The organism is Chelativorans sp. (assembly GCF_031180965.1).
GTDB lineage: Bacteria > Pseudomonadota > Alphaproteobacteria > Rhizobiales > Rhizobiaceae > Chelativorans.
This window is the reverse complement of sequence record NZ_JAPSLH010000004.1, coordinates 212,284-223,873: the sequence shown is the minus strand read 5'-3', so window position 1 is coordinate 223,873 and position 11,590 is coordinate 212,284. Positions and strand designations below refer to the sequence as shown.

General features: G+C 64.3%; 18 protein-coding genes and 1 tRNA gene. 5 read left to right on the top strand and 14 right to left on the bottom strand.

Translation table 11 applies throughout. The features are described from left to right. The first annotated feature begins 230 nt into the window (after positions 1 to 230). A complete protein-coding gene (locus RIN79_RS05110) occupies positions 231 to 434 on the top strand; it encodes a SlyX family protein (protein WP_309083526.1) in 204 nt (67 codons plus the stop codon). A gap of 4 nt (positions 435 to 438) precedes the next feature. On the opposite strand, the gene RIN79_RS05105 is transcribed toward RIN79_RS05110, so the two are convergent. The 9 genes from RIN79_RS05105 to RIN79_RS05065 form a co-directional block, all read right to left on the bottom strand. After that, positions 439 to 801, bottom strand: a complete 363-nt coding sequence (locus RIN79_RS05105; RefSeq protein ID WP_309083525.1) for a VOC family protein — start codon at positions 799 to 801, stop codon at positions 439 to 441. 117 nt (positions 802 to 918) lie between these two features. Then, on the bottom strand, positions 919 to 1,317 hold the full coding sequence (locus RIN79_RS05100; RefSeq protein ID WP_309083524.1) for a DUF1801 domain-containing protein: 399 nt from the start codon (positions 1,315 to 1,317) through the stop codon (positions 919 to 921). Between the two features lie 7 nt (positions 1,318 to 1,324). Then, complete coding sequence (locus RIN79_RS05095; RefSeq protein WP_309083523.1) at positions 1,325 to 1,762, bottom strand: DUF1801 domain-containing protein; 438 nt, start codon at positions 1,760 to 1,762, stop codon at positions 1,325 to 1,327. Then, entirely contained in the window at positions 1,762 to 1,980 is a 219-nt protein-coding gene (locus RIN79_RS05090) for a hypothetical protein (protein ID WP_309083549.1), read from the bottom strand. The genes RIN79_RS05095 and RIN79_RS05090 overlap by 1 nt, the downstream gene beginning before the upstream one ends. 44 nt (positions 1,981 to 2,024) lie before the next feature. Further along, on the bottom strand, positions 2,025 to 2,435 hold the full coding sequence (locus tag RIN79_RS05085) for an SRPBCC domain-containing protein (RefSeq protein ID WP_309083522.1): 411 nt from the start codon (positions 2,433 to 2,435) through the stop codon (positions 2,025 to 2,027). Beyond that, on the bottom strand, positions 2,432 to 2,755 hold the full coding sequence (locus tag RIN79_RS05080) for a metalloregulator ArsR/SmtB family transcription factor (protein ID WP_309083521.1): 324 nt from the start codon (positions 2,753 to 2,755) through the stop codon (positions 2,432 to 2,434). Before RIN79_RS05080 ends, RIN79_RS05085 begins: the two co-directional genes overlap by 4 nt. Before the next feature lie 126 nt (positions 2,756 to 2,881). Further along, complete coding sequence (locus RIN79_RS05075; protein WP_309083520.1) at positions 2,882 to 3,652, bottom strand: aminoglycoside adenylyltransferase family protein; 771 nt, start codon at positions 3,650 to 3,652, stop codon at positions 2,882 to 2,884. A 20-nt stretch (positions 3,653 to 3,672) separates the two neighbouring features. After that, positions 3,673 to 4,092 carry a VOC family protein gene (locus RIN79_RS05070; protein WP_309083519.1) on the bottom strand — a complete coding sequence of 140 codons (420 nt, stop codon included), beginning with the start codon at positions 4,090 to 4,092 and terminating at the stop codon, positions 3,673 to 3,675. 34 nt (positions 4,093 to 4,126) lie between these two features. Then, positions 4,127 to 4,462: a cupin domain-containing protein gene (locus RIN79_RS05065; protein WP_309083518.1), complete on the bottom strand. Its 336-nt coding sequence runs from the start codon at positions 4,460 to 4,462 to the stop codon at positions 4,127 to 4,129. A 154-nt stretch (positions 4,463 to 4,616) separates the two neighbouring features. Here RIN79_RS05065 and RIN79_RS05060 point away from each other — a divergent pair, with 154 nt between their 5' ends. After that, entirely contained in the window at positions 4,617 to 5,180 is a 564-nt protein-coding gene (locus RIN79_RS05060; RefSeq protein ID WP_309083517.1) for a MarR family transcriptional regulator, read from the top strand. A gap of 150 nt (positions 5,181 to 5,330) precedes the next feature. Here the strand turns inward: RIN79_RS05060 and rpsA are convergent, their stop codons facing one another. From rpsA to aroA, 4 genes are all read right to left on the bottom strand, one after another. Further along, positions 5,331 to 7,034 carry a 30S ribosomal protein S1 gene (rpsA, locus tag RIN79_RS05055; protein WP_309083516.1) on the bottom strand — a complete coding sequence of 568 codons (1,704 nt, stop codon included), beginning with the start codon at positions 7,032 to 7,034 and terminating at the stop codon, positions 5,331 to 5,333. Positions 7,035 to 7,277: 243 nt separating this feature from the next. Continuing rightward, complete coding sequence (gene cmk, locus RIN79_RS05050) at positions 7,278 to 7,928, bottom strand: (d)CMP kinase (RefSeq protein WP_375165878.1); 651 nt, start codon at positions 7,926 to 7,928, stop codon at positions 7,278 to 7,280. Further along, positions 7,928 to 8,632 carry an SDR family oxidoreductase gene (locus RIN79_RS05045; RefSeq protein ID WP_309083548.1) on the bottom strand — a complete coding sequence of 235 codons (705 nt, stop codon included), beginning with the start codon at positions 8,630 to 8,632 and terminating at the stop codon, positions 7,928 to 7,930. Before RIN79_RS05045 ends, cmk begins: the two co-directional genes overlap by 1 nt. Further along, positions 8,632 to 9,990, bottom strand: a complete 1,359-nt coding sequence (gene aroA, locus RIN79_RS05040) for a 3-phosphoshikimate 1-carboxyvinyltransferase (protein ID WP_309083514.1) — start codon at positions 9,988 to 9,990, stop codon at positions 8,632 to 8,634. Before aroA ends, RIN79_RS05045 begins: the two co-directional genes overlap by 1 nt. Before the next feature lie 241 nt (positions 9,991 to 10,231). On the opposite strand from aroA, the gene RIN79_RS05035 reads away from it, so the two are divergent. Then, positions 10,232 to 10,612, top strand: a complete 381-nt coding sequence (locus RIN79_RS05035; RefSeq protein WP_309083513.1) for a TIGR02300 family protein — start codon at positions 10,232 to 10,234, stop codon at positions 10,610 to 10,612. A 135-nt stretch (positions 10,613 to 10,747) separates the two neighbouring features. Then, positions 10,748 to 10,823 (top strand) — tRNA-Ala (locus tag RIN79_RS05030). Between the two features lie 177 nt (positions 10,824 to 11,000). Here RIN79_RS05030 and RIN79_RS05025 read toward each other — a convergent pair. Next, complete coding sequence (locus RIN79_RS05025; RefSeq protein WP_309083512.1) at positions 11,001 to 11,183, bottom strand: CsbD family protein; 183 nt, start codon at positions 11,181 to 11,183, stop codon at positions 11,001 to 11,003. A gap of 158 nt (positions 11,184 to 11,341) precedes the next feature. Between RIN79_RS05025 and RIN79_RS05020 the strand changes: the two genes are divergently transcribed. Next, a complete protein-coding gene (locus RIN79_RS05020) occupies positions 11,342 to 11,518 on the top strand; it encodes a hypothetical protein (RefSeq protein ID WP_309083511.1) in 177 nt (58 codons plus the stop codon). Positions 11,519 to 11,590: the final 72 nt, after the last annotated feature.

Genomic DNA, 11,590 nt, shown 5'->3' with positions numbered 1-11,590 from the left:
GGACAGCGGCCGGCGGGGCGCGTGAGACGCGCCACATAAACTAACAGAGAGGCACGGATCACGCGCCCCGCTTCCCACCTTCTTCAATGGCCAGACGGCGAATGCCGGGCGTGGCAGCGATGAAACGCGCCTTCACCCATCCCTCGAGGGGAAGGGTAGGCGTTCCGCCCGCTCCGCCCTAGGATAGGAGGCGCCGCGCATGTCGGCGGTAAGCGGCTCGGAGGCAGGTCATGGACGAGGAACGGCTGGTGAAACTCGAAACCCTTGCGGCCGAACAGGAAAAGACGATCGAGGAGCTTTCGGCCCAGCTCGCCGAGCAATGGGCGCTGATCGAGCGCGTGCAGAAGAAGCTCGACCTGCTGACGGAACGCTTCCTGGCACTGGAGGAACGGACGGCGCCGGAGGTCCCGGTCACCAGGCCGCCGCACTGGTGAGCTGCTATTTGTGCGCAGGCTCCCAAAGCTCGACCGGATTGCCCTCGGGATCGTGAATGCGCGCGAAGCGGCCGACCTCCGAATCCCATTCGGCGCGCGTTTCCACAGTGATCCCCGACCCTTTCAGCTGGCTGATCATCGCGTCGAGGTCGTCGACGCGAAAATTGATCATCCATTGCTGCTCAGGCCGGCCGAAATAGCTGGTCGTCTCGGCAAAGGGCCCGAAGATCGTGTCGCCCGCCTCCTGCCGCCAGACGCTCTTGGCCATGTCGTCGATGCCGAGATGCTCCTCATACCAGGCGGCGAGCGCCTTCGGGTCGCGTGCCCGGAAGAACACGCCGCCGATGCCGGTGACCTTCTGCTTCATCGCTTTCCTCGCGATCCTTGGCCTGATGTCCCGGTGATGATCTCACCCTATGGAAGGGCAGGCAATGGCCGGGCTGGATTGCGGCGAAGCAGATCAGCGAACCGGGTCGCGCCGCCCTCAGCCGCGCCGCGGGCGAGCCTTCGCCGTGTTGAGGGCGACGGCGGCGCGAATGAGCGCCTTGAGCGGATCCGCATCGACCGTATCGCCTTCACGAAAGTCGATGGCGCGGCGTGTATTGCCGTCGAGGCTGGAATTGAAAAGGCCGGAAGGGTCCTCCAGCGCGGCTCCCTTGGCGAAGGTCACCTTCACCTTGTCCTTGTAGGTCTCGCCGGTGCAGATGATGCCGGCGTGCTCCCAGACCGGAACGCCTCGCCACTTCCAGGTCTCGACGACGTCGGGATCGGCCTCCTTGATGAGAGCCCGGATACGCGCAAGCGTCTCGCCGCGCCAGTCGCCCAGTTCCCTGATCCGTGCGTCGATCAGCTGGGAGGCACTCTTCACGTCGCTCGTCGTCATGGTCGCCTCACAGTTTCTCGCCTGGCAATTGGCTGGCCTGCTTCACCCAGTCGGCGAACTGCGCTTCATCGAACTGGTCCTCGTAAATGTCGAGGTACCGGACATCCTTGTGCTTGGATTTGCCGGGAGGGACGGGATGGAGCGACGTGCCGCGAAAGAACGTCACCTTGATGTATTTGGTGAAGCAATGAAGGCTGAGGAACCAGCCCCGACCCTCCAGTCCGTAAAGCGGCGAGTTCCATTTCACCGCCTTGTTCACGCCGGGGACGGTGCCCGTGATGATCTCGTCTATGCGCCGCCCGACGGCGCTCTTCCAGCCCGGCATGGCCGCGATATAGGCCTTCACCGGTTCCTCGCCGTAGCCCTTGGGGATCTGCGGATTGCCGCCGGTGAGGAGAACAGGCTCGCCTGGGGCCGGCGCGGGAGCGGGCTTCTTGCCGTTCATCAAGTCCCTCCGCCCATGCGCCGCCCGGCCATATAAGGCAGCGCGAAGAGATAAAGCCCGGTGAGCAGAAGCAGGAAGAGGGGGAGGAGCGGCAGGAAATACACCCATTCGGCAGGTTCTTTCCCGAGTCCCAGGGCGATGAAGATGGCTGCGACGAGTGCCGCAAAGATGATCGAGACCCAGCGATGGATCTGCCGTATCCACTTGCTCCAGTTCAATGACGCCTCCGTGGTCTTCATGGCATTGTCCTGTGCCTTGGGGGTCAGTCCAGCTTTGCGACCACCTGCTCCAGGGCGGCGAGGAACTGTGGCCACTTGACCTTGGCGCCCCGGTAGTAGGACTGCTGGTCCGGCCGGAAGCCTGATTGCTCCATGCGCAGCAGCGTCCCCGTGCCGGTAGGGGTGAGGGTCCAGGTGACGACGCTTGTCAGGTCCTTGGTGTCCCAGGTGTAGGACAGGGACCTGTTCGGCTCGGCTGTCCGGACCTCGCAGTCGACCGAGCCCCAGTCGGCGCTCACATTGAAGCGGTACCCCACGTCCGGCTTGAAGTCGCTCTTCATGAACCACTCCTCCATCAGGTGCGGCTGCGTCAGCGCACGCCAGATCTTCTCCGGCGGATGGGGGATTTCTCTCTCGACGATGATTGTGAGCGTTTCGGCGGCGATGTCGGTCACTGGTCCATCCTCTTGAGCAGGTCCTCCAGGTCGTCGAAGCGGTCTCGCCAAAACCCGCCCATCTGCTTCGTCCAGTCGACTAGCGGGGCTAGCGCGCCGACCTCTGCGCTATAGTGCGTCTGCCGCCCCTGTTGCCGGTCGCGCACAAGCCCGGCCCGCTTCAGGACGCCAAGATGCTTGGAGACGGCCGGCTGCGAGACCCCGGCCGCTGCCGTCAGCGCCCCGACGGTCTGGTCTCCCTCGCGGCACAACCGCTCGAAAATGGCCCGCCGCGTCGGATCGGCGAGGGTTCTGAACAGGACATCGTGGGGCTGGAGCATTCGACCCATAACTCGTCGGCTATCGGTCCGATCCATAACCGCACGGATATATGTTCGTCAAGCCGGAAGTCGGGGGCAGGATGAAATCTCGCCGGATGCCCTGGGGGCTGTCGCCGGCGAAAGGCGTCACAGCATGGCGAGCACGCGCTGGCGCAGGTCTTCCGCCACGCGGCGGACTTCATCCCGGCGTGCCTGCCAATCGACGCTGACCGCGCCGAGATACTCCCTGCCGGCGCAAGTGATCAACCCGGCCGCTTCTTCAGGCAGCCGCGGCGCCGCCCACTCCGCCGCGACGTCCTTGGGCACGAACTCCCCGGTGCTGAGGGTACGCCACATGCGCGCGAGGGTCAGAAGGACGTTGCGCTCATCTCCGTCGAGCGAGGCGAGCAGGGCAGGCAGCAAATCGCCGATCGCCCGGCCTATGTGGGCTTGCGGGATGACCGGCAGCATTTCCGCTGGATCGGGACCGATCAGGGTTCTGGCTTCCCTTCGCGCTTGCGCCAGGATCAGGGTCATCTCCGGATCGCCTGCGGGTTCGGGCACACCGCCCGCCTTGAACGCGTCGCGCAGCCATTCGCCATAAATGAACTCGCTACGCGCCGGATAGGACGGTGGCGTGAGATCAGCGCGGAGGAAGACGATCAGCTCCAGTGGACGCGAGCCGTCGCCGCTGCCGGGCGCGCCGGACATCTTCATCAGTCCAGCAACCAGTTGCGCCCGCTCCGCATGCGTAATCGGCCGGCCGATGACCGCCAGCACGTCCACGTCACTGTTTGGGCGCAGGCCGCCGGCTACCGCCGAACCATGCAGATAGGCAGCCAGGAGCGACTTCCCGAAGGATCGCTCAAGGGCGCTCACCGCATCGATGGCCAGGGCAGGAATGGCTGCCTCGCTCATGATCCCGGTCGGCTCCGGGACTATTCGCCCGTCGTCGCGGATGCCGCATCCATATTCATCCAGGCCGGCTCGAAGGTGTGGCCGTCGGGGTCCTCGAACGTGCGCAGATACATGAAGCCCATGTCCTGACGCTCGCGGATGTCGGCTTTGCCGCCGGCAGCCGCCGCGGCCTCCGTGATGGTGTCCACCGCTTCGCGGCTGTCGCAGGAAAGGGCGATCAGCATCCCGACGGTCTCCCGCGCATCGGCAATCGGCTTCGTCGCGAAGGTCGCAAAGTAATCGCGCGTCAGAAGCTGGAACGTGATCGTGTCGGACCACACCATCGAGGCCGCGTTCTGGTCGCTGAACTGCTCATTCTTTCTGCACCCGATCGCCTCATAGAATCGGGTGGAGACGGCAAGATCCCTCACCGGCAGGTTCACGAAGATCATCTTCGGCATTGCGTTCTCCTCTGCGGTTTCCGTGGTTTTGGCTTCAAGCCGGCTCCTGCACGATCCTATCGCTGGGATGGATGCAGACAAGCTCTAGTCTGTCGTCACCCACATTGACGAAGCGGTGCGGAACATTGGCGGCCGCGACGACGATGTCTTCCGGAAAGGCTCGTGTCTTGTCGTCGCCGACGGTGAACTCGGCCTGACCCTTCCTGACGACCCATGTCTCTGAATAGGGATGCACATGCAGGGCCGATCCGCGGCCCGGCTCGGCATCGACCAGGAAGAAGGACACCGGGCCGCCGAGCTCCCGTCCCTCGAACCGGACTGTCCGGCTCTGGCCGGGCTGCGGCTCCTGATGGCGATGAATCCTGAACATTTGGTCCACCTCTTTCGCGCTCTGAATTGTCTTCGCAGGAAGATATCCTATAAAACTATCTTCTTGTCAAGATATATATCTTCCAATCGAGATATCTTTCTCGGCCTTTTGGAAGCATGTATGCTCTGCGCCCGTATCGGCATCCGAGGGCAGCATGGCGGGCGGAACTGAAGCGAAAGAAGAATGGGCGGTAGAGGACCATGTCGACCGGCTGCGCCGGCAATGGGCGCGGGAACTGCCAGATCTCGATACCGAGCCGATGGCGATTCTCGGCCGAGCCTACCGGCTGTCGAACTTGGTGCGCGGCAGCATAGAGGCGACCTTTGCCGCCTTCGGCCTGGACCGCGGCGAATTCGACGTGATGGCGACTCTACGACGTTCCGGGCCGCCTTACCGCCTGACGCCGACGGAACTTTACACGTCGCTGATGATATCTTCGGGCGGTCTCACCCACAGGCTTGACCGGCTGGAGAAGGCAGGGCTGATCCGGCGCGAGAAGTCGCCGAATGACGGGCGCAGCGTGCTCGTGGCTTTGACTGACGCCGGCGTCGCGCGCGCCGAGGAGGCATTTCGCACGGACATGGCGAACGAATCCTCCTTTCTGAAGGCTCTCGAGCCAAAAGAGCGCGAGATGCTTGCAGCCCTGCTGCGCAAGCTGATCGTCGGGGTCGAGAACGAGCTGGCGCGGAGGGAAGCCCAGGGCTCCGACGAGGGTTAGGGTGTGGAAGCCGGTGCGGTCTCCCTCCGCTTGAGCTTACTTCCGCCGCGCACGACGCAATCCTGCCCGGAACTGTCTTGCCCAAATGAGAAAGCCCCGCGAGCTTTTGAGGCGCGCGGGGCTTCGTCTGTCGATCGCAGGTGCGGAGGATTACTCCTTGCCGCCCTGCTTCTTGAGCGCGGCGCCCAGGATGTCGCCGAGCGAGGCGCCGGAGTCGGTCGAGCCGTACTGGGCCACCGCTTCCTTCTCCTCGGCAATCTCGAGCGCCTTGATGGACACGGTCAGCTTGCGCGTCTTCTTGTCGAACTGGATGACCCGGGCATCAACCTTCTGGCCGACAGCGAAGCGCTCGGGGCGCTGCTCGTCGCGGTCGCGTGAAAGGTCGGAGCGCTTGATGAAGGTGTCGAGGTCGTGGTCGACGAGACGGACCTCGATGCCGCCGTCCTTGATCGCCGTGACCTCGCAGGTGACCACCGCATTTTTGCGCAGGTCGCCGGAGGCGACTGCCTCGCCCACCGCATCGCGGCCGAGCTGCTTGATGCCGAGCGAGATGCGTTCCTTCTCGACATCGACGTCGAGCACCTGCGCCTTGACCATGTCGCCGCGGTTGTACTCCTCGATCACCTGCTCGCCGGGACGCGACCAGTCGAGATCGGAGAGGTGGACCATGCCGTCCACGTCGCCTTCCAGGCCGATGAACAGGCCGAACTCGGTCTTGTTCTTGACCTCGCCTTCGACCTGGCTGCCGACCGGGTGGTTGCGGGCAAAAGCCTCCCACGGGTTCTCCAGCGTCTGCTTGAGACCGAGCGAAATGCGGCGCTTGACCGGATCCACCTCCAGAACCACCACCTCGACTTCCTGCGTCGTGGACAGAATTTTGCCGGGGTGCACGTTCTTCTTGGTCCAGGACATCTCCGAGACGTGGATGAGGCCCTCGATGCCGGGCTCCAGCTCCACGAAGGCGCCGTAGTCGGTGATGTTGGTAACGCGGCCCTGCACCTTCTTCCCAAGCGGGTACTTGGCGCCGATGCCTTCCCACGGGTCGGCCTCGAGCTGCTTCATGCCCAGCGAGATGCGGTGCGTTTCCTGGTTGATGCGGATGATCTGCACCTTCACCGTCTGGCCGATATTGAGGATTTCGGTCGGATGGTTGACGCGCCTCCAGGCCATGTCGGTGACATGGAGCAGGCCGTCGATACCGCCCAGATCCACGAATGCGCCGTAGTCGGTGATGTTCTTGACGACACCCTCGACCACCTGGCCCTCTTCGAGGTTCTGCACGATCTCCGAGCGCTGCTCGGCCCGGCTCTCCTCGAGCACGGTACGGCGGGAAACGACGATGTTGCCGCGGCGCTTGTCCATCTTGAGGATTTCGAAGGGCTGCGGTGTGTGCATGAGCGGGGTGACGTCGCGGATCGGCCGGATGTCCACCTGCGAGCGCGGCAGGAAGGCCACGGCGCCGTCCAGATCGACGGTGAAGCCGCCCTTGACCTGGTTGAAGATGACGCCTTCGACGCGCTCGCCCTTGTTGAATTTCTCTTCGAGCTTGACCCAGCTCTCCTCGCGGCGCGCCTTCTCGCGGGAAAGCATCGCCTCGCCCAGCGCATTCTCGATGCGCTCCACATAGACCTCGACCTGGTCGCCGGGCTTCAGCTGGCCGTCCTTCGCCCTAGCGCCGAACTCCTTGAGCGGGACACGGCCTTCGACCTTGAGGCCGACGTCGATGATGGCCATGTCTTTTTCGATAGCGGTAACGGTACCCTTGACGACGGATCCTTCGACCGCATCGCGCTCGGACAAGGATTCTTCGAGTAGGCTCGCGAAATCATCGCGAGAAGGATTGAGTTGCGACATTGAATCTCCTGAAGACACCCCGGTGATGCGGGGCGAGGCGCCGGGTGGTTAGCGTTGCGTCTGGCCTGCCATGCATCCGGGCTCTTATGAAGCCCAGGGCCGCTCATCTTGCGGCAATCCGGCGCGTGGGGATGCGGGCAGACCGGTTCGTCATGCGTGCATCGCGAACATAGGCATTCGCGATGCACCTAAGCCGAAAAAGCGCCCGCCGCTTTCCCTGGGGGAAGCGCCGGCGCTGCTCTTTCAAACTTTGCTCCTCGCCGCCAGAGCCTTCTCGATGAGGGACCGGGCCGTGAGGAACGCGGTCTCTATATCCATTTCGCTTGTATCTAGCAAGTGCGCGTCCGCAGCAGGTTTTAGCGGGCTGATGGCACGGTTCATGTCGCGCGCGTCGCGCCGCTCCACATCCGCCAGGATCTCGGCGTAATCGGCTTCACCGCCGCCGTCTAGAATCTCGCGCCAGCGGCGCTCTGCGCGCACGGCGGCGCTTGCCGTCACATAGAGCTTCACGTCCGCATCGGGGAAAACCACGGTGCCGATGTCGCGGCCGTCGAGCACAGCGCCGGGTGGCTGCGCCGCGAATTCGCGCTGCTTTTCGACCAATGCGCCGCGCACTGGCGTCATCACCGCCACCTTCGAAGCCGCTTCGCCCACGCCGTGGGCGGACAGGACTTCTCGATCAAGCGATGTGAGATCGACCGCCCGCGCCGCCTTCTCGGCTTCCGCCTCGTCGTCGAGGGGCAGCCGCGCATCGATGAGCGCCTTCGCCACGGCGCGATAGGTAAGGCCGGTGTCGAGATGATTGAGCCCGAAATGACCGGCGAGCCTGCGCGCCAGCGTGCCCTTTCCGGAAGCGGCCGGACCGTCGATGGCGATGACGAGGTGGTCCGGCATCATACGGATCGTGTGACGCCGCCGTCGACGCGGATATTCTGGCCGGTGATGTAGCTCGACCGGTCCGACGCAAGGAACAGGATGAGTTCGGCCACCTCCTGCGATGTGCCGTAGCGCTTCATCGGAATACGGCTCCGGCGCTCCTCCTTCTCCGGCAGGCTGTCGATGAAGCCTGGCAGCACATTGTTCATGCGCACGTTGTCGGCCGCATACTTGTCGGCGAAGAGCTTTGTGAATGCCGCGAGGCCCGAGCGGAAGACGCCGGAGGTCGGAAAAGCCTCCTCCGGCTCGAATGCGGCATAGGTCGAGATGTTGACGATGGCGCCAGATTTCTGCGCCTGCATAACCGGCGTGACCAGGCGGGCGATGCGGACCACGTTGAGCAGGTAGAATTCCATCCCGAGCTGCCAGTCAGCGTCGGAAATCTCCAGCAGAGTCCCCTTTGGTCCGTGGCCGGCGCTGTTGACCACGGCGTCGATGCGGCCGAAGCGATCGAGCACGGCCTGGGTGAAACGCTGAAGATCCTCCACGGAACGGTTCGAGCCTGTAAAGCCCAGCCCGCCGAGTTCCTTGGCAAGTCTCTCCCCCTTGCCCGACGAGGAGAGAACCGCGACGGAAAAGCCGTCCTCTGCCAGCCTGCGCGCGGCTGCGGCGCCCATGCCGCTGCCGCCGCCGATCACCATTGCCACCTTCGCTTCCGCCATCATCCTGCCTCGCCGCGCTGCTCGATCGTGGCCCCGAGGCCCGTCATCAGCTCCATGAATTCCGGAAAACTGGTGGCGATCATCGACGCGTCGTCGATCGTGACGGGCCTTTCCGTCGCAAGGCCCAACACGAGGAAGGCCATGGCGATGCGATGGTCGAGGTGGGTGGCGACCGTTCCGCCGCCGAAACCCTTGCCGTCCGGACGGCCGCGCACGGACAGGGAGGCGTCGCCCTCGGTGCAATCTATGCCGTTTGCCTTGAGCCCTGCGGCCACGGCCGCAAGCCGGTCCGACTCCTTCACACGCAGCTCCTCAAGGCCAAGCATGACGGTCTCGCCTTCGGCGAAGCTCGCCGCGACGGCAAGCACCGGATACTCGTCGATCATCGAGGGGGCGCGTTCCGGCGGCACCGTGACGCCCTTCAGCTTGGACGAGCGGACGCGCAGATCCGCCACCTCCTCGCCGCCTGCGTCGCGCCGGTTCATGAGCTCGATTTCGGCTCCCATCTCCTGAAGCGTGAGGATGAGGCCGGTGCGCGTGGGGTTCATCAGCACGTTTTGGATGGTGAGGTCGGAACCCGGCACGAGGAGGGCGGCCACCAGGGGAAAGGCTGCGGAGGAAGGATCGCCCGGCACGGCGATGGTCTGTCCCTTCAGATCTCCCTGGCCCTTTATGCGGATGTGGCGCGCGCCTTCGGCGTCCTTCTCCACTTCGATCTCCGCGCCGAAGCCGGCCAGCATCTTTTCCGTGTGGTCGCGCGTCATCACCGGCTCGATCACCGTCGTTATGCCGGGCGTATTGAGGCCAGCGAGCAGCACGGCCGATTTCACCTGCGCCGATGCCATCGGCACGCGATAGGTGATGGGAGCCGCATGCTTCGGTCCGCGCAAGGTGATGGGCAGCCGGTTGCCTGCTTCCGCCTCCAGCACCTGTGTGCCCATCTGCCGCAGCGAATCGAGCACCCGGCCCATCGGCCGCTTCGAGAGCGAAGCATCGCCCACGAAGCGCGTGGTCATCTCATAGGTGCCGACGAGGCCCATGGTGAGACGCGCGCCGGTCCCGGCATTGCCGAAATCCAGCGGCGCTTCCGGCTCGAGCAGGCAGCCATTGCCCGTGCCCCTTATCACCCAGCTGTCGCCCTGCCGCTCGATGAGCGCGCCCATGGCGCGCATCGCGTCGGCCGTGCGCAGCACATCCTCGCCTTCGAGCAGGCCGGTGATCCGCGTCTCGCCGGAGGCGAGGCCGCCGAACATCAGCGAGCGGTGCGAGATCGACTTATCGCCGGGCACGCGCACGCGGCCGGACAGCGCCTGCGAGCGGCGGCTGAGCGCGGGGTGCGGCATTGCATCGTGGCTCATGGGCATCTCTCCGGCGGCATGTCTGGCCGTCGCTCTAGCATGCCGGAAAAAGCCGGTCATCCCCTTGCGGTTGCGCTTTTCGCCGGCGCGCGATTCTGCCCGCGAGGAGCCGTTCATTTGGCTTTGACAGCCGCCCGTTCTGTGGTTATGGGGACCCCAAACCCATACGGCAGCGGCGGCTGGCTTGGCCCGCCGGACCAGTCGGTCATCAGGCCGGCAAGGAACAGGATGAGGCAGGACGGTGGCTAAACCCGAACTCGGCACAAAGCGCATCTGCCCGGAAACGGGCCGCAAATTCTACGACCTGAACAAGGACCCGATCGTTTCGCCCTATACCGGCGTTTCCTATCCGCGCAGCTATTTCGAGTCCGGCGTCGAGCCGATTATCGAGGAAGATGACGAGGTCGCGGAGAAGGAACTCGACGCCGAGGAGGCGCCGGAGATCGTCTCGCTCGAGGATGCGGACGAGGAGGCCAAGGGCGACGAGGCGGATCTGCCCGATATCGACGACGAGGATGTCGATCTCGGCGACGAGGACGACACATTCCTCGAGGAGGAAGAGGAAGACGACGATGACGTGGCCGACATCATCGGGGTCGGCGAGGATGACGAAGAGCACTGAGGCGGTATCCGGCCACACCATTTATGCGGGGCTTGATTCTGCGGCCGGTCGGGTTTAGAAGCCGCCAACACCTTCGGCTGCCCAAGGCCGAAGAGTTCCCGCCGGCGACGGCGGCGGCCCTATCAGGGCCAAAGTGGGGCCATAGCTCAGTTGGGAGAGCGCTTGAATGGCATTCAAGAGGTCAGGGGTTCGACTCCCCTTGGCTCCACCAATTTCCTCAGCGTACTTTAGCCCGCACTGTTTGCCCGTTGTCGTGCAGAGCATGCGCCGGGTAGAGCGCGGCGCATCAGGCGCTCGAAGCACCGCGTTTGCCATGGCGCAGCAATAGCCGGCAGGCCCCCTGCCGAAATCGGAGGAGGCTCTTCAGGAATGAACGACGGTGGCGACGCTAGCGCTTCAGCGCGTCGCGAACCTTGTCCTTCGCCTTGCCGACGCCCTTCTGTACGCTTCCTTCGGCCTTGTCGGCCTTGCCCTCACCGCGCAGCTTTTCGTCGCCGGTGGCCTTGCCCACGGTTTCCTTGACGCTTCCGCGCACTTTCTTGGCGGAACCTTTGGCTTCGTCCTTGTGCATCACACTCTCCCTTGTTCAGAAGGTCAACCGACGAAAGGCCCGAAACGTTCCATCTCCGCCGGTAGGGCGGCAGTCCCCGGCAGCTGGTATCTAGTGGGAGCCGGCCGGACGGCTCGGCGTGGCTTGGAACCAAAATCCAGGTGGCCCATTCCCGCCCCATGAAAAGCACCGAACCGAAGAATCCCAATCCCCTGCGGTCACTCGTTACGCTCGCGGCGATCTGCTTCGCGATCGTGCTTGTTTTCCTCATCGGCTGGCGCTTTTCGGAGCCCGGTCAGGAACTGATGATCATTCCGACCGACGGCGCCGCTGACGACGCCCCGATGCCGCGATGAGGTGATCGCGCGCTCTTGGCCTTCCCGTTCGGATCGCTGCGCGATCAAAATCCCGTCCCGCTGCGGCACGGC